Origin of the sequence: Klebsiella sp. WP8-S18-ESBL-06 (assembly GCF_014169755.1) — a bacterium.
GTDB classification, from domain to species: domain Bacteria; phylum Pseudomonadota; class Gammaproteobacteria; order Enterobacterales; family Enterobacteriaceae; genus Kluyvera; species Kluyvera ascorbata_B.
Genome location: NZ_AP022256.1, coordinates 4,125,926 through 4,143,010, shown reverse-complemented (window position 1 = coordinate 4,143,010; position 17,085 = coordinate 4,125,926). Strand labels below are relative to the sequence as shown.

At 56.9% G+C, this 17,085-nt stretch carries 16 protein-coding genes and 1 riboswitch; of the genes, 9 read left to right on the top strand and 7 right to left on the bottom strand.

Annotation, left to right across the window (positions count from 1 at the left end; translation table 11 throughout):
• Window positions 1-311: 311 nt before the first annotated feature.
• The 5 genes from leuL (at window position 312) to leuD (ending at window position 5,183) form a co-directional block, all read left to right on the top strand.
• A complete protein-coding gene (leuL, locus tag H7R76_RS19935) occupies window positions 312-407 on the top strand; it encodes a leu operon leader peptide (protein WP_308811496.1) in 96 nt (31 codons plus the stop codon).
• Window positions 408-498: 91 nt separating this feature from the next.
• A complete protein-coding gene (gene leuA / locus H7R76_RS19930; RefSeq protein ID WP_106925383.1) occupies window positions 499-2,070 on the top strand; it encodes a 2-isopropylmalate synthase in 1,572 nt (523 codons plus the stop codon).
• Window positions 2,070-3,161 carry a 3-isopropylmalate dehydrogenase gene (leuB, locus tag H7R76_RS19925; RefSeq protein ID WP_106925381.1) on the top strand — a complete coding sequence of 364 codons (1,092 nt, stop codon included), beginning with the start codon at window positions 2,070-2,072 and terminating at the stop codon, window positions 3,159-3,161. Before leuA ends, leuB begins: the two co-directional genes overlap by 1 nt.
• A gap of 2 nt (window positions 3,162-3,163) precedes the next feature.
• Window positions 3,164-4,564 carry a 3-isopropylmalate dehydratase large subunit gene (gene leuC, locus H7R76_RS19920; protein WP_106925379.1) on the top strand — a complete coding sequence of 467 codons (1,401 nt, stop codon included), beginning with the start codon at window positions 3,164-3,166 and terminating at the stop codon, window positions 4,562-4,564.
• A 13-nt stretch (window positions 4,565-4,577) separates the two neighbouring features.
• Window positions 4,578-5,183, top strand: coding sequence for a 3-isopropylmalate dehydratase small subunit (gene leuD / locus H7R76_RS19915; RefSeq protein ID WP_106925377.1), 606 nt, complete (start codon window positions 4,578-4,580; stop codon window positions 5,181-5,183).
• A gap of 46 nt (window positions 5,184-5,229) precedes the next feature.
• Here the strand turns inward: leuD and idnR are convergent, their stop codons facing one another.
• The 5 genes from idnR to sgrT form a co-directional block, all read right to left on the bottom strand.
• Window positions 5,230-6,222 (bottom strand): DNA-binding transcriptional regulator IdnR, encoded by a 993-nt coding sequence (gene idnR / locus H7R76_RS19910; protein ID WP_182966235.1) that lies wholly within the window; start codon window positions 6,220-6,222, stop codon window positions 5,230-5,232.
• 81 nt (window positions 6,223-6,303) lie between these two features.
• Window positions 6,304-7,587, bottom strand: coding sequence for an MFS transporter (locus H7R76_RS19905; protein WP_182966233.1), 1,284 nt, complete (start codon window positions 7,585-7,587; stop codon window positions 6,304-6,306).
• A gap of 58 nt (window positions 7,588-7,645) precedes the next feature.
• Window positions 7,646-8,410, bottom strand: coding sequence for a gluconate 5-dehydrogenase (idnO, locus tag H7R76_RS19900; protein WP_182966231.1), 765 nt, complete (start codon window positions 8,408-8,410; stop codon window positions 7,646-7,648).
• Window positions 8,411-8,656: 246 nt separating this feature from the next.
• Complete coding sequence (locus tag H7R76_RS19895; RefSeq protein WP_106925371.1) at window positions 8,657-9,835, bottom strand: sugar efflux transporter; 1,179 nt, start codon at window positions 9,833-9,835, stop codon at window positions 8,657-8,659.
• Between the two features lie 90 nt (window positions 9,836-9,925).
• The gene (sgrT, locus tag H7R76_RS19890; RefSeq protein ID WP_106925369.1) at window positions 9,926-10,078 is read right to left on the bottom strand and encodes a glucose uptake inhibitor SgrT; all 153 of its coding nucleotides are present in this window, start codon (window positions 10,076-10,078) and stop codon (window positions 9,926-9,928) included.
• Between the two features lie 87 nt (window positions 10,079-10,165).
• Between sgrT and sgrR the strand changes: the two genes are divergently transcribed.
• The 4 genes from sgrR to thiQ all read left to right on the top strand — a co-directional run bounded on the left by sgrR (window position 10,166) and on the right by thiQ (window position 15,237).
• A complete protein-coding gene (gene sgrR / locus H7R76_RS19885) occupies window positions 10,166-11,821 on the top strand; it encodes an HTH-type transcriptional regulator SgrR (protein WP_182929474.1) in 1,656 nt (551 codons plus the stop codon).
• A gap of 35 nt (window positions 11,822-11,856) precedes the next feature.
• A riboswitch (TPP riboswitch) is annotated at window positions 11,857-11,955 on the top strand.
• Between the two features lie 30 nt (window positions 11,956-11,985).
• Window positions 11,986-12,969, top strand: coding sequence for a thiamine ABC transporter substrate binding subunit (gene thiB, locus H7R76_RS19880; RefSeq protein WP_182966229.1), 984 nt, complete (start codon window positions 11,986-11,988; stop codon window positions 12,967-12,969).
• The gene (thiP, locus tag H7R76_RS19875; protein ID WP_182966227.1) at window positions 12,945-14,555 is read left to right on the top strand and encodes a thiamine/thiamine pyrophosphate ABC transporter permease ThiP; all 1,611 of its coding nucleotides are present in this window, start codon (window positions 12,945-12,947) and stop codon (window positions 14,553-14,555) included. Before thiB ends, thiP begins: the two co-directional genes overlap by 25 nt.
• Window positions 14,539-15,237 carry a thiamine ABC transporter ATP-binding protein ThiQ gene (gene thiQ, locus H7R76_RS19870; RefSeq protein WP_182966225.1) on the top strand — a complete coding sequence of 233 codons (699 nt, stop codon included), beginning with the start codon at window positions 14,539-14,541 and terminating at the stop codon, window positions 15,235-15,237. The genes thiP and thiQ overlap by 17 nt, the downstream gene beginning before the upstream one ends.
• Before the next feature lie 44 nt (window positions 15,238-15,281).
• On the opposite strand, the gene H7R76_RS19865 is transcribed toward thiQ, so the two are convergent.
• Both H7R76_RS19865 and araC read right to left on the bottom strand, forming a co-directional pair.
• Window positions 15,282-16,049 carry a DedA family protein gene (locus tag H7R76_RS19865; RefSeq protein WP_106925361.1) on the bottom strand — a complete coding sequence of 256 codons (768 nt, stop codon included), beginning with the start codon at window positions 16,047-16,049 and terminating at the stop codon, window positions 15,282-15,284.
• Between the two features lie 129 nt (window positions 16,050-16,178).
• Entirely contained in the window at window positions 16,179-17,024 is an 846-nt protein-coding gene (araC, locus tag H7R76_RS19860) for an arabinose operon transcriptional regulator AraC (protein ID WP_106925359.1), read from the bottom strand.
• Window positions 17,025-17,085: the final 61 nt, after the last annotated feature.

Sequence of the window (17,085 nt, the reverse complement as noted above, 5' to 3'; positions counted from 1 at the left end):
AAATAGTGATACTACATTTACCTGACCGACGGTTAAAATACATAAATCCAGTATTATCATATCGATAGCATTAACGCTTAATCATGACAAAGTCATGATCGATTACGATGAATCATGTTCATATGCGTCAAAATATTAAAATCATGAATTCCGACATAAGACAATCCGCTATAAAATGAGACATTCATCAGCACAATTAGCTAATTTCACCGTCTCGCTTAACGACCTTCTTCACCGCCTTTTCCGTCTTCAGGGTTGACATCAGAAAGCATATCCAGTACCACTAAAAGCATATCGAATTCATCTGGAGAATGATGACCATGTTCCGCACCACTCGCTTCAACGGCCTACTACTACTAAACGCCTTTTCTGTGCGCGGTAGGCTGGTGTGCGACGTTCAGCGTTAGTCATCATCAGTAGAACTCTAAACCCGCGCCATTGCGCGGGTTTTTTTATGCTCGTAGCAAGGCGCTCCCAAGTTAACCAAGGACCTAAACCATGAGCCAGCAAGTCATTATTTTCGATACGACCTTACGTGATGGTGAACAGGCATTACAGGCGAGCCTGAGCGTGAAAGAGAAGCTGCAGATTGCCTTTGCCCTCGAGCGTATGGGCGTTGACGTAATGGAAGTTGGGTTTCCGGTCTCTTCTCCGGGCGATTTCGAATCCGTACAGACCATCGCCCGCAACATTAAAAACAGCCGCGTCTGCGCGCTGGCACGCTGCGTAGAGCAGGATATCGACGTTGCCGCCGAGTCATTAAAAGTCGCTGAAGCGTTCCGTATTCATACTTTTATTGCGACGTCACCCATGCACATCGCCACCAAACTGCGCAGCACGCTGGACGAGGTGATCGAACGCGCGGTCTATATGGTGAAACGGGCGCGTAACTATACTGACGACGTCGAATTCTCCTGTGAAGATGCCGGGCGTACCCCAATCGATCAGCTGGCGCGCGTGGTTGAAGCGGCGATTAACGCGGGCGCTACCACCATCAATATTCCAGACACCGTTGGCTATACCCTGCCGTTCGAGTTCTCCAACATCATTACCGGCCTGTATGAACGCGTTCCAAACATTGATAAAGCGATTATCTCCGTTCACACCCACGATGATTTAGGGATGGCGGTCGGCAACTCGCTGGCAGCCGTTCACGCCGGCGCGCGTCAGGTTGAAGGCGCAATGAACGGCATCGGCGAACGTGCGGGTAACTGCTCGCTGGAAGAAGTCATCATGGCGATTAAGGTGCGCAAAGACATCATGAACGTGCACACCGCCATCAACCACAACGAAATCTGGCGTACCAGCCAGACCGTCAGCCAGATCTGCAACATGCCGATCCCGGCCAACAAAGCTATCGTCGGTACCGGCGCATTCGCCCACTCTTCCGGTATCCACCAGGATGGCGTGCTGAAGAACCGCGAAAACTACGAAATCATGACCCCGGAGTCCATCGGCCTGAACCAGGTTCAGCTGAACCTGACCTCCCGCTCCGGCCGCGCGGCGGTGAAACACCGTATGGAAGAGATGGGCTACAAAGATACCGACTACAACATGGACCACCTGTACGACGCGTTCCTGAAGCTGGCAGACAAAAAAGGCCAGGTCTTCGACTACGACCTGGAAGCGCTGGCATTCATCAACAAGCAGCAGGAAGAGCCGGAACATTTCCGCCTGGACTACTTCAGCGTGCAGTCTGGTTCCAGCGATATCGCCACCGCGTCCGTGAAGCTGGCCTGCGGTGAAGAAACTAAGGCCGAAGCGGCGAATGGTAACGGTCCGGTTGATGCCATCTACCAGGCGATTAACCGCATCACCGGCTATGACGTCGAGCTGGTCAAATACGATCTGAACGCCAAAGGCCAGGGCAAAGACGCGCTGGGTCAGGTCGATATCGTGGTCACCCACAACGGCCGCCGCTTCCACGGCGTTGGCCTGGCAACGGATATCGTCGAGTCCTCCGCCAAAGCGATGGTGCACGTGCTGAACAACATCTGGCGCGCCGCTGAAGTCGAAAAAGAATTGCAACGCAAAATTAAGAATAACGAGAACAACAAGGAAACCGTGTAATGTCGAAGAATTACCATATTGCTGTGTTACCAGGTGACGGTATTGGCCCTGAAGTCATGACACAGGCATTGAAAGTACTGGAAGCCGTGCGTCAACGTTTTGATATGCGCATTACCACCAGCCACTACGACGTGGGCGGCATCGCGATTGACCGCCACGGTGAACCGCTGCCGCAGGCAACGGTAGACGGCTGCGACCAGGCCGACGCCATTCTGTTTGGCTCCGTCGGCGGCCCGAAATGGGAAAATCTGCCGCCAAACCAGCAGCCAGAGCGCGGCGCGCTGCTGCCGCTGCGTAAACACTTCAAGCTGTTCAGCAACCTGCGTCCAGCGAAGCTGTACCAGGGGCTGGAAGAGTTCTGCCCGCTGCGCGCCGATATCGCCGCTAACGGCTTCGATATCCTGTGCGTCCGCGAACTGACCGGCGGTATCTACTTCGGTCAGCCGAAGGGCCGTGAAGGCAGCGGTCAGCACGAAAAAGCGTTTGATACCGAGGTGTATCACCGCTTTGAGATTGAACGTATTGCCCGTATTGCGTTTGAATCTGCACGCAAACGTCGTCACAAAGTGACCTCCATTGATAAATCTAACGTACTGCAGTCCTCCATTCTGTGGCGCGAAATCGTCAGCGAAATCGGCAAAGAGTATGCCGACGTTGAGCTGGCACATATGTATATCGACAACGCCACCATGCAGCTGATTAAAGACCCGTCACAGTTCGACGTGGTGCTGTGCTCCAACCTGTTTGGCGACATTCTCTCCGATGAATGCGCGATGATCACCGGCTCCATGGGCATGCTGCCCTCTGCCAGCCTGAACGAAGAAGGCTTTGGTCTGTACGAACCTGCAGGCGGCTCCGCGCCGGACATCGCCGGTAAAAATATTGCGAACCCCATCGCACAGATCCTGTCGCTGGCGCTGCTGCTGCGCTACAGCCTGGATGCCAACGATGCCGCTACCGCTATTGAAAGCGCCATCAACCGCGCGCTGGAAGAAGGCGTACGTACCGGTGACTTAGCCCGCGGCGGCGCGGCGGTCAGTACAGATGAAATGGGCGATATCATTGCCCGCTACGTTGCCGAAGGGGTGTAATCATGGCGAAGACCTTATACGAGAAGTTGTTTGATGCTCACGTGGTTTACGAAGCGCCGAACGAGACGCCGCTGCTGTACATCGACCGTCACCTGGTGCATGAGGTGACCTCGCCGCAGGCGTTTGACGGCCTGCGCGCGCACAACCGCCCGGTGCGTCAGCCGGGCAAAACCTTCGCCACCATGGATCACAACGTCTCTACGCAGACCAAAGACATCAACGCCTCCGGCGAGATGGCGCGTATCCAGATGCAGGAGCTGATTAAGAACTGCAACGAATTCGGCGTCGAGCTGTATGACCTGAACCACCCGTATCAGGGCATCGTGCACGTCATGGGGCCGGAGCAAGGCGTGACCCTGCCTGGCATGACCATCGTCTGCGGAGACTCCCACACCGCCACCCACGGCGCATTTGGCGCGCTGGCGTTCGGTATTGGTACCTCCGAAGTCGAACACGTGTTGGCAACCCAGACCCTGAAGCAGGGCCGCGCCAAAACGATGAAGATTGAAGTAAACGGCAAAGCGGCACCGGGCATCACCGCTAAAGACATCGTGCTGGCAATTATCGGTAAAACCGGCAGCGCGGGCGGTACCGGTCACGTGGTCGAATTCTGCGGCCAGGCGATTCGCGATCTGAGCATGGAAGGTCGTATGACCCTGTGCAACATGGCAATTGAGCTGGGTGCAAAAGCGGGCCTGGTCGCACCGGACGACACTACGTTTAACTATGTTGAAGGTCGCCTGCATGCGCCGAAAGGCAAAGATTTCGACGATGCGGTCGCCTACTGGAAAACCCTGAAAACCGATGATGGTGCCACGTTCGACAGCGTTGTGACCCTGCAAGCCGAAGACATCGCACCGCAGGTCACCTGGGGCACCAACCCGGGTCAGGTCATTTCCGTCAATGACAACATTCCGGATCCGGCCTCTTTCAACGATCCGGTTGAGCGCGCCAGCGCCGAGAAAGCGTTAGCCTATATGGGCCTGAAACCGGGGATCCCGCTGACCGACGTCGCGATCGATAAAGTGTTTATCGGATCGTGCACCAACTCGCGTATCGAAGATTTACGCGCGGCAGCGGAAATCGCCAAAGGCCGTAAAGTTGCCCCTGGCGTACAGGCGCTGGTCGTGCCTGGCTCCGGCCCGGTGAAAGCGCAGGCGGAAGCGGAAGGTCTGGATAAGATCTTTATCGAAGCCGGTTTTGAATGGCGTCTGCCGGGCTGCTCCATGTGCCTGGCGATGAACAACGACCGTCTGAACCCGGGCGAGCGCTGTGCCTCTACCAGCAACCGTAACTTTGAAGGCCGTCAGGGCCGCGGCGGTCGTACTCATCTGGTCAGCCCGGCTATGGCCGCAGCGGCCGCGGTTACCGGTCATTTCGCCGACATTCGTAGCTTGAAATAAGGAAAACACCATCATGGCTGAAAAATTTACCCAACATACGGGACTGGTGGTGCCGCTGGATGCCGCGAACGTCGATACCGATGCCATCATTCCAAAGCAGTTTTTGCAGAAAGTGACCCGCACCGGTTTTGGCGCGCACCTGTTCAACGACTGGCGCTTCCTCGACGACAAAGGCGAGCAGCCGAACCCAGAGTTCGTGCTGAACTTCCCTGAGTTCAAAGGTGCTTCCATTCTGCTGGCGCGTGAAAACTTCGGCTGCGGTTCCTCACGCGAACACGCACCGTGGGCGCTGACCGACTACGGTTTTAAAGTGGTGATTGCCCCAAGCTTCGCCGATATTTTCTACGGCAACAGCTTCAACAACCAGCTGCTGCCGGTCACGCTGAGCGACGCGCAGGTCGACGAACTGTTTGCGCTGGTGCAGGCCAACCCGGGCATTAAATTTGAAGTGGATCTGGAAGCGCAGGTGGTGAAAGCGGGCGATAAGTCCTACAGCTTTAAAATCGACGACTTCCGCCGCCACTGCATGCTGAACGGTCTGGACAGCATCGGCCTGACCTTACAGCATGAAGACGCCATTTCGGCCTACGAGAATAAGCAGCCTGCATTTATGCAGTAATCGCCTTTGGCTGGTCATCGGACGGTGACCGGCCATTCTTTCCTGTTTACAGCGTGTCGCCGTAGTAAATCTGGTAGCCAAGATTGACGCTGCCCGGCGCATCCTTCCCGCCAAGACGTTTAATCAAAATATCCGCTGCCGTTTTACCAATCTCAAAACGCGGGGTAATCACGCTGGCCATTTTTTGCAACCGCGCGCGGCCAATCTCCAGCCCGTGGAAACCGGCAATCGCCATTTTTCCCGGCACGTCGTACTGCTGCGCCTGACACTCCAGCAGTACGCCAACCGCAAGATCATCGTTGGTGCAAAAAATCGCATCCGTGTCCGGCTTTTCAGCCATTGCCTGTTGGAACATCTTGCGCCCCAGCGCCACCGAGGAGATGGTTTTTGGCGCCAGGTGATACGCCTCCAGCCCCTGCGCAGCCAGCGCATTCTCGGTACCGCGGTAACGACTCAAATCGCGAGGGTCGTCCATTGACCCAAAGAACGCAATGTGACGTTTTCCACTGTCGATAAACGCCTGGGTCATCTCGAAGGCCGCTTTTTCGTTATCGAAACCGACCTGTATATCCAGATACTGCCCGCTGATATCCATCAGTTCCGCCACCGGAATACCGCTGGCGCGCACGTACTGAACCATCCTGTTGGTATGCAATTTTCCGGTGAGGATCAGGCCGTCGATGTTGTAAGAAAGCAGGTTCAGCACCTCCCGTTCTTCGCGTTCTGCATCATATTCATAGTTCGCGATCAGCGTCTGGTACTGGCATGCTGAGGTCACCGACTCTATGCCCGCGAGCACATCAGCAAAAATCTGGTTACGAAAAGAAGGGATCAGCACGCCGATGGTTTTACTGCGCGCATTGAGCAATATTTCCGGCGCACGATTGGGGATGTAGTTGTTCTCTTCCATCACTTTCGAAATCAATTCGCGGCTACGCTGCGACACCTGATTCGGGTCGCGTAGATAACGGCTGACCGTCATCTTATTCAGCCCGGCAAGCGCAGCGATATCCTGTAATGTCATCCGATTGTTTTTCATGAGGTTCTCTACGACCAACAGCCCAATATGCTCGCAGAGAACCTTATCACAGCCGGTTAGCGACTGCACTCCTCGCTCAACTTAATGCGCGGCCATTTCACCTGACGGTGCGGTGACGGCATTCTGCGCGCGAACGCAGTACATCAGCACGACCGATGCCAGCAGGGCAATCGCCATAAACGTGTAGGAAACGCCCGGCCCACCGGTTACGCCGTTGAGGTAGCCCACCAGCCACGCGCCGAGGAAGGCACCCAACGCGCCGAAGCTATTAATCATCCCCATCGACACGCCGGACACATTGCGCGGCAGCAGCTCGGGGATCAGCGCAAAGAACGGCCCGTAAGGCGCGTACATACAGGCAGCGGCAACGACCAGCAGCGCGTAAGAGAGCCAGAAGGACTGGTTGCCCAGCATCCACGAGGCAAAGAACGCAATAGCAGCAATCAGCAGCAGCGGCCAGATAAACAGCTTACGATTCTGAAACTTATCGGATAGCCAGGAAACGGTTAGCATCAGACAGATAGCCGCCAGGTACGGCACCGCCGCCAGCCACCCCACCGCCACAATGTCCATCTGCGCGGCATTTTTCAGGATTGACGGCATCCACATCATGAAGCCATATACGCCAATGCTCCACAGCGCATGCACCGCACAGAGCATAATGACGCTACGTGAGCGCATGGCTTCACCGTAGTTACGCATCGGCTTGATATCGCGCTGTTCGCGGTCCATCGCCTGCTGTAACGCCCGTTTTTCCTCCTCGCTTAACCAACCCGCATCAGCCGGTTTATCGCGCACCAGAATCACCCAGCAGAATGCCCAAATGACCGCAGGAATACCTTCAATGATAAACATTTCGCGCCAGCCCCAGGCTTCAATCAGATAGCCGGAGACAATCGACATCCACAGGACCGTGACCGGGTTACCGAGAATCAAAAAGGTGTTGGCGCGTGAACGCTCCGTTTTAGTAAACCAGTTGCTAATATAAATCAGCATCGCAGGCATCACCGCCGCTTCGACTATCCCGAGAATAAAGCGGATCGCCATCAGCGTCGGAATATTGCTCACAAAACCGGTTGCCGCGGCGCAAAATCCCCAGAGGATCAGGCTGCAAAAAATCATTTTACGGACGCTATGTTTAACGGCATACATGGCGCCAGGCACCTGGAAAAAGAAATATCCCAGGAAAAAGAGCGCGCCAATCAGCGAGGCCGTGCCTTGGGTGATCCCTAAATCGTGTTCGATACCGGCGGCAGCGGCAAAGCCGTAATTCGCGCGATCGAGGTAGGCTAAGCTGTAGGTAATAAAAATAATCGGCATTAAATACCACCAGCGGCGCGCCGGCAGTTTTGCGAGCATATTCATACTCACTCCTCGGATTATCATTAAAGGATGAGGTCGCTTCCCGCGGCCTCGTTAGCGATCAAACCGCGGCCAGCATGCCGCCATCGACAAACAGAAGGTGTCCATTCACAAAGTCAGAGGCCGGGGCAGCCAGATAAACGGCTGCACCAATCAGCTCTTCCGGCTTGCCCCAGCGGGCGGCGGGCGTGCGCTGGAATAACCAGGCAGAGAAAGCATCATCGTTAACCAATGCGGTGGTCATTTCAGTCGCAAAATAGCCGGGGGCGATGCCGTTGACCTGAATATTGTATTCCGCCAGCTCTACGCACATTCCGCGGGTTAACATTTTGACCGCGCCTTTTGAGGCGGCATACGGCGTGATCGTTTTGCGCCCAAGTTCGCTTTGCATCGAGCAGATGTTAATAATCTTGCCGCGGCGGCGTTGCACCATATAGCGAGAAACCTGCTGTGAAACCAGAAAGACCGATTTCTGATTCACATCGATAATTTTGTCCCATTCCGCTTCCGGAAACTCGGTAAAGGGATAGCGGCGCTGAATACCCGCGTTGTTAATTAAGATATCAATGGCCCCCACCTCCTTTTCGATTTGCGCAATGGCGCGCTCCACCACCTCTCCCTGCGTGACGTCAAAACCGTAGCCAACGGCGCGATACCCCTGCGCCACCAGCTTGTCGGCCGCCGCCTGCGCGCGTTCGCGGGTGATGTCGTTAATCACAATTTCAGCCCCGTGCGCCGCCAGGCCACTGGCCAGCAGGTTACCGATCCCCTGCGCGGAGCCGGTAATCAGCGCACGTTTTCCGCTAAGATCGAATAGATTTTTCATGAAAAAACTCCTTTTTTAATAACTGTTACGCGTAACTGTATACGCGTAACAGTAGAAAATAGAAGATCCAGGAAGGAGAAAATGATCGTTATGTGATCAGGTTTGCATTTGCGTGCAAGATGAAAAAAAGAAGGGTTGGGCTGATACGCATTGCGTCACCAGACCGTCAAAGCATTGTGCCGGATGGTGGCGTAAGCGCCTTATCCGGCCAACAAAACGCAAGCGCCGGGGCCGCCCCGGCACACGTTAAACGTCTTTCACCCGCGCGGTCATCGCCAGCGTCACCAGCGAGATCCCCGCGATCGCCCAATACACCGAAAAGTGACCAAAGTTTTGCGCCAGCGCGCCCTGTACAATCCCGGCAAGAATAACCCCGGTAGAGATACTGTTGGTAAACAGCGTGGTGGCCGCACCGGCGCGCCCCGGCATCAGATCCTGGAACCACAGCATGCCAATCCCGGCGACAATGCCGATAAAGACGGCGTTAAACAGCTGTAATATCAGCAGCGCGGTATGGCTGTGGAAGAAGATAAGCCCGACGTAGAACAGCACACCGGCGGCTACCGCAGTGACCATCATCCGGCGCTTACCGAAGTGTTTCACGTAGTAGCCCGCAATGATCATCGCCGGAATCTCCAGACCCGCGGCCGTCCCCATCAGGATGCCCGCCAGGCTATCCGGCAAGCCAAGATCGCTGCTGATCCACAACGGCATGTCGATGATATACATGGTATTGCACGTCCACATCAGCGTGGAGGCAATAAACAGAATACGTACGTTGCTGTCCTTCCAGCCGCCTGTGGGCTTCTCCAGCACGTCGGCGGGCTGCTCAACCCGCGCCACCGAAGGCAGCGTGAGCGCAATCAGCATCAGGCTAATGGCAAAAATCACCGCCGCAATAGAAAACATGGCCGTAAAGCCGTAGTTCAGCGCCAGCATAAAGGCCAGCGGCGGGCCAATCACCCACGCCAGCGATAGCTGCGCGCGCATGACCGAGCTGAACATCACCACTTCGCGCGCCGAGCTGTCCGCATATTCGCGCGCCAGCGCAAACAGCTGCGGCATCGCGGCGTTCGCCATTGAGGCCAGCATCACGCCGCAGGTAATCAACGTCAAATAATGGCGATTGAAAGCGAACAACAGCGCGTTGCCGACGGCCATCAGGCAGCAAAACATGATCAGCTTGCGCCGATCGCCCCGGCTGTCGGATCGCCTTGCCAGCGCCAGGCTAACAACGATCCCAGCGATGGCGTTAACGGTGTAAAACAGCCCAACCCAGAACGGCGGCACCCCCACTTCACGACTGAGAAACAGGCTCAGCGTCGGCGCCTGTAGCGCCCCCGCAACGCCCATCATAAATGCCACCAGCATAAAAGCGGCGTACACACCGTTGAGACGTCGTCCCATCGTCATTAACCAGAGCATGAGAAATCCTTTAAGCACGCGAGAAAGAATAAAAAAAAGCCAGCAGATGATACCTGCTGGCAAATACTCAGTCACACATGATTAGGCGAATTAATGTTCAGAGGTCGGTTTCGTAACTTCCCACTGCATCAGCGCGTTCAGAACGTCAAGCCGCTGCGCCGTCGCCTGGCGGGCCAGCCAGGAAATACTCTGCGTCGCGGCAAAATAGCGCTGGTAGAACTGATGGATGGTAGACCCCTTCATAGACACCTCCTCGCTTCATCGAAATCCATTATTGGCCTAATATAGGGATTAATAAATTGCTGAGTTTTTATCAGGAGTTCCCCTTTTATGCCTTCAGGTCGATTACAACAGCAGTTCATCCGTTTATGGCAGTGCTGCGAAGGCAAATCGCAGGAGACAACGCTCAACGATCTCGCCGCGCTGCTGAACTGTTCGCGCCGCCATATGCGCACACTCTTAAATACCATGGAAGCGCGCGGCTGGCTGACGTGGGAGGCGGAGGCCGGACGCGGCAAGCGTTCCAGACTCACGTTCCTTTATACCGGGCTGGCATTACAGCAACAGCGCGCGGAAGATCTTCTGGAACAGGATCGGATCGATCAGCTGGTGCAGTTGGTCGGAGACAAAGCGGCGGTCCGTCAGATGCTGGTGTCTCATCTGGGCCGTAGTTTCCGCCAGGGGCGGCACATTTTACGGGTTCTTTACTATCGCCCGATGCATAATCTGCTGCCCGGTACCGCGCTGCGCCGCTCGGAAACCCACATCGCCCGTCAGATTTTCAATGCGTTAACCCGCGTAAATGAGGCAAATGGGGAACTGGAAGCCGATATTGCTCACCATTGGCAGGAAATTACCCCCCTGCACTGGCGTTTTTATGTGCGCCCCGGCATTCACTTCCATCACGGGCGTGAACTGGAGATGGAGGATGTGATCGCCTCTCTGGAGCGCAGCATGACGCTACCGCTGTTTTCCAACATCACGCGCATCCACTCCCCTACCGCCTGGGTGCTGGATGTCCACCTGGCCGAAGCCGACCGCTGGCTGCCGTGGCTATTAAGCCAGGTGTCGGCGATGATCCTGCCGCGCGAATGGCAAACGCTGGCCAATTTCTCGCGGATGCCGGTCGGCACCGGGCCGTACGCGGTCGCACGTAACAATCTTAACCAGCTGAAGATCCTCGCCTTTGATGATTATTTTGGCTTCCGGGCGCTGATTGATGAAGTGAACGTCTGGGTGCTTCAGGAAATCAGCGAAGAGCCAAACGGCGGCCTGACGCTGGAAGGTTCCACCGAGAGCGAAAAAGCGGTCGAAAGCCGCCTTGAGGAAGGCTGCTATTATCTGCTGTTCGACGCCCGCAGCCCGCTCGGCAATAACCCGGCGGTGCGCCAGTGGCTCAGCCATGTCTTTCATCCCAATAATCTGCTTTATCGGGCAGGAGAGCAGCACCAGAGCCATTGGTTCCCGGCCTACGGCCTGTTACCGCGCTGGCACCATGCGCGCAGTCGCCCCTGCGAAAAACCCGCCGGGCTGGAATCGGTGACCCTCACCTATTACCGCGAACACGTTGAGCACCGCACCATCAGCCTGATTATGGCGGCGCTGCTGGCCGAACATCAGGTTAAACTTAACATTCAGGAGGTGGATTACGACGAATGGCACCGCGGCGAAGGGGTCAGCGACATCTGGCTCAACAGCGCTAACTTCACGCTGCCGCTCGATTTTTCACTGTTTGCCTATTTGTATGAAGTCCCGCTGATCCGCCACTGCATCCCGATTGACTGGGAACAGGACGCACGACGCTGGCGAGCGGGCAACCTGCCACAGGCCGACTGGTGCCAGCAGCTGTTGGCCAATCAGCGCATGGTACCGCTGATCCACCACTGGCTGATGCTCCAGGGCCAGCGCAGTATGCGCGGCGTACGCATGAATACCCTGGGCTGGTTTGACTTTAAATCCGCCTGGTTTGCGCCACCGAATCCATAGGGCTTTTGATTTATTCACGTAATCATTACAATGTGCCGTTCTCAACGGGGTGCTGCGCCAGATGCGTGGCTGAGAGATACCCGTCGAACCTGATCCGGATAATCCCGGCGAAGGGATTTGAGGCTAACTCAAAATCCTTTGCCACCCATTTACTGAGGTGCAAAGTGCTCAAGAAATTCCTCCCCCTGTTAGTGCTGGTTGCCGTACCGGCGTTCGCAAAACCGGTCCTGACGGTCTACACCTATGACTCTTTTGCCGCCGATTGGGGCCCCGGCCCGGCGGTGAAAAAAGCCTTTGAGGCCGACTGTCACTGCGAGCTGAAGTTCGTGGCGCTGGAAGATGGCGTTTCGCTGCTTAACCGTCTGCGAATGGAAGGCAAAAACAGCAAAGCGGACGTGGTGCTGGGGCTGGATAACAACCTGCTGCAGGCGGCCACCGACACCAAACTGTTCGCCAAAAGCAACGTTCCGGCGAGCGCAGTGACGGTTCCCGGTGGCTGGAACAACGACACCTTCGTGCCGTTCGACTATGGCTACTTCGCCTTCGTCTACGACAAAAACAAGCTGAAAAACCCGCCGAAGAGCCTGAAAGAACTGGTGGAAAGCGACCAGAAGTGGCGCGTTATCTACCAGGACCCGCGCACCAGTACGCCCGGCTTAGGTCTGCTGCTGTGGATGCAAAAAGTCTACGGCGACAAAGCGCCGGAAGCCTGGCACAAGCTGGCGGCGAAGACCGTCACCGTCACCAAGGGCTGGAGCGAAGCCTACGGCCTGTTCCTGAAAGGGGAAAGCGACCTGGTGCTCAGTTATACCACCTCGCCGGCCTACCATATTATCGAAGAGAAGAAAGATAATTATGCGGCGGCGCCGTTTGCCGAAGGCCACTATTTGCAGGTTGAGGTGGCAGCCAAAACCGCAGCCAGCAAACAACAAAAGCTGGCAGATGAATTCCTGAACTTTATGGTTTCGCCAGGCTTCCAGAACACCGTCGCCACCGGTAACTGGATGTACCCGGTGACTCAGGTCGCCCTGCCGGAAGGCTTTAACGGTCTGGTCAAACCGCAGACCGCGCTCGAATTCACGCCGCAGCAGGTCGCCAGCGAACGCCAGAACTGGGTTAATACATGGCTCCGCGCCGCCAGCCGCTAATTCCGGGCTGGCTCTACCCGGGCCTCGCGGCCACCGCGCTGATGGTGGCCGTCGCCCTGGCGGCCTTTCTGGCGCTGTGGCTCAACGCCCCGGAAACCTCATGGTCTACGCTGCTCGGCGATAGCTACCTGTGGCACGTCGTGCGTTTTTCATTCTGGCAGGCGTTTCTCTCGGCGCTGTTGTCGGTGCTGCCCGCTATTTTTCTCGCCCGCGCGCTGTACCGACGACGTTTTCCCGGCCGCCAGCTGCTGCTGCGGCTGTGCGCAATGACGCTCATTCTCCCGGTGCTGGTCGCGGTGTTTGGTATCCTCAGCGTTTACGGCCGCCAGGGCTGGCTGTCGCAGCTGTTCGCCTGGCTCGGCTGGCAGTGGCAATTTTCCCCTTACGGCCTACAGGGCATTCTGCTGGCGCACGTCTTTTTCAATATGCCCATGGCCACCCGTCTGCTGCTACAAGCGCTGGAGCAGATCCCCGGCGAGCAGCGCCAGCTGGCCGCCCAACTGGGCATGCGCGGCTATCCGTTTTTCCGCTACGTCGAGTGGCCGTGGATGCGCCGGCAAATTCTGCCCATTGCCACGCTGATTTTCATGCTCTGCTTCGCCAGCTTCGCCACCGTGCTGTCGCTGGGCGGCGGCCCTTCCGCTACCACCATTGAGCTGGCCATCTACCAGGCGCTGAATTTTGACTACGACCCGGCGCGCGCGGCCATGCTGGCATTAATTCAAATGACCTGCTGCCTGACGCTGGTGTTATTGAGTCAGAGAATGAGCCGGACAATCGCCGTTGGCGCTAGCCAGATCCAAGGCTGGCGGGACCCGGACGATCGCTGGCATAGCCGCATTACCGACGGCGTGCTCATCGCCTTCACGCTGCTGCTGATGCTGCCGCCGCTGCTGGCGGTGGTCGTCGATGGCCTTCAACCCTCGATGCTGAACGTTTTCGCCCAGCCGATCCTGTGGCAGGCCATCGGCACCTCGCTGCGGATCGCGCTCGCCGCCGGGCTGCTGTGCGTGGTACTCACCATGATGCTGCTGTGGAGCAGCCGCGAGCTGCGGGCGCGTAACCAAGCGCTCGCTGGTCAGGCCATGGAGCTCAGCGGCATGCTGATCCTCGCTATGCCGGGCATCGTGCTGGCGACCGGCTTCTTCCTGTTACTCAATAATACCGTCGGCCTGCCCGACGCCGCCGACGGGATCGTGATTTTCACCAACGCGCTGATGGCGGTTCCCTACGCGCTCAAGGTGCTTGAAACACCAATGCGTGACATCACCGCCCGCTACAGCGTGCTGTGCGCTTCATTAGGTCTGTCCGGCATTCACCGCCTGCGGATCGTTGAGCTACGCGCGCTCAAACGCCCTTTAGCGCAGGCGCTGGCCTTTGCCTGCGTACTGTCGATTGGCGATTTCGGCGTGGTGGCGCTGTTTGGTAATGACAATTTCCGCACGCTGCCGTTTTATCTCTATCAGCAGATTGGCGCCTACCGCAGCCAGGACGGCGCGGCGACCGCGCTGATTCTGCTGCTGCTGTGTTTCCTGCTGTTTACCCTTATTGAAAAATTACCCGGACGCCATGCTAAAACTGAATGATGTCACCTGGCTGTACCAGCATCTGCCGATGCGCTTTAGCGCCACCATTGCGCAGGGCGAAAAAGTGGCGGTGCTGGGCCCGAGCGGCGCCGGGAAATCCACGTTGCTCAACCTGATTGCGGGTTTTCTGACGCCCGCCAGCGGCACCATCATGCTGGAAGGTCACGACCATACCCACTCCCCGCCGTCGCAGCGGCCGGTATCGATGCTGTTTCAGGAAAACAACCTGTTCAGCCATCTGACGGTAGGCCAGAACATCAGTCTGGGAATGAGCCCACGCCTCAGGCTCAGCGCCGACCAGCAGCGCCGAATGCAGACCATTGCCGGGCAAATGGGGATTGCATCCATGCTGGACAGGCTGCCGGGCGAACTCTCTGGCGGCCAGCGCCAGCGCGCGGCGCTGGCCCGCTGTCTGGTACGCGAGCAGCCGATTCTGCTGCTGGACGAACCGTTCTCTGCGCTCGATCCGGCGCTGCGCCAGGAAATGCTGCAGCTGGTGGATGACGTCTGCCAGCGCCAGAATCTGACGCTGCTGATGGTATCGCACAGCATTGAAGACGCGGCGCGGATTGCGACGCGCGCGATAGTCGTCGCGGAGGGGCGGATTGCCTGGGACGGGGAAACGCAGGCATTGCTAAGCGGTAAAGTGGAGGCTTCAGCGCTGTTGGGCATCGGGAGTTGATGCTCTGCCGGATGGCGGCTGCGCCTTATCCGGCAAAATAACGCCTACACCCCCACCACCTTGCGCAGTATATCGATATACACCGGCATCAGCGGATGACGAATCGCGCTGACCAGCGCCACCACGCCAACGCCCAGCATCAACGGAGCCAGCATCAGCAAGCGCTGGCGCGTCAGCAGCGCGCTCAGGCGATCGTGGTTCTCTTTGGCGCTGCGCCACAGCCGCCAGCTTAGCCAGGCCCCCAGCCACAGCAACAGCGCTGCCGCCAGCAGCAGCCACTTAAAGCTGGCGCTGTTCTCATCGGCCGGAATATCGATCGCCGCACCGGCAAGGATCCCCGGCAGGAAATACAGCGGCGGCCACAGCAGGCAGCCAATAATATTCGGCGGGATAAACTTGGCGACCGGCAGATCGAGCATCCCGGCCACCATCGGGACCACCGGACGCGTCGGCCCAATGAAGCGCCCAATCAGAATGGTAAACATGCTGTGCTGGTGCAGCGCATGTTCGGTTTTATCGAGCAGCGCTTTATTTTTCTTCATAAAGGACCAGCGGTGCAGCGGCTTCTTAAAGCGCCAGCCCAGCCAGAAAGAGATCCAGTCGCCCAGCAGGCAGCCGATAATGCCCACCAGCCATGCCTGCCAGAAATTCACTTCGCCGCTGCCAATAAGCGCGCCAAGCCCCGCCATCATTACGGTACCCGGCAGAATAAGCCCCACTAACGCCAGTGATTCCAGAAACGCCACCAGCGCCACCGCAATCAGCGAGTAGGTCGTGGACTGCGTAATAAAATGTTCCAGAAATGCTTGCATAGAGTGCCCGGTTTGAAAACGAAGCGGGGATTTTCCAGAGCACCCAGCGCATCGTCAAGCCTTCAATTGTCTATAGAGTTTACTGGCAAAGACAAAAGCCGACACAGCGCATTTCCTTTTCTTTACTTTTTATTCACACCCGGCGCGAAATTCGCTGGGGCTGGCACCGGTACATTTTTTAAAGACCCGGGAAAAATAGAGCTGATCTTCAAAGCCCACGTTACGCCCCACGGTGGCAATGGGCATACGGGTGGTGCTCAGCAGCAGCTTGGCCTGGCTGATGCGCTGATCCTCACGCCAGCTCAGTACGCTCACGCCCAACTGCTGGCGGAACAAATGCGACAGCCGGGATGGCGACAGGCAAACGTGCTGCGCGACGCTGGCAATATCAAACTGGCTATCGGCAAGGTGATCGCTGATGTACTGACAGGCATCGCGCACGCGGTTATCCATCGGGGGGTGCAGCGATTCGTTGATCGCTTCCATCCGCCGCAGCAATAGCTGCTCCAGCAGGTTAATCGCCAGCAGCTCAGAGTAACGCCCCACGCCCTGACCGGCTTCAATAATCTTGCCAAATAGCTCGGCAACCTCAGCCTGGTGCGCTTCATCCGGACGATAAAAACCGGTTTGCGCCACGATAGCAGGCCAGTTAAGCCACTCGTGCCAGTAGGCGCGAGGACGGAAGTAAACCCACTGGTGATACCACTCGCTGGCGTCGGGATGACGGCCATAGTGGTGAATTTCGCCTGGCGGAAACAGCAGCATGTCCCCCTGACGGCAGACGAACTGTTTCCCCTGATTTTCAATCACCCCTTCTCCACGCACCGTCAGATTGAGAATGAAACCTTTCATTCCCAGCGGGCGGTCGATGAAAAAGTCGAGATAGCCGCCGGCTTCAATCGGCGTAAGCCCCGCCACCAGGTGGGCGTTAAAGGAGTAACCAGGCAGCAGGGGATCGTTTTGCATTTCAGCCATTTCTGCTCGCTCTCATTGATATCTGAAGAAACCAATTATCCATATTCGGCTTTTTATCGGT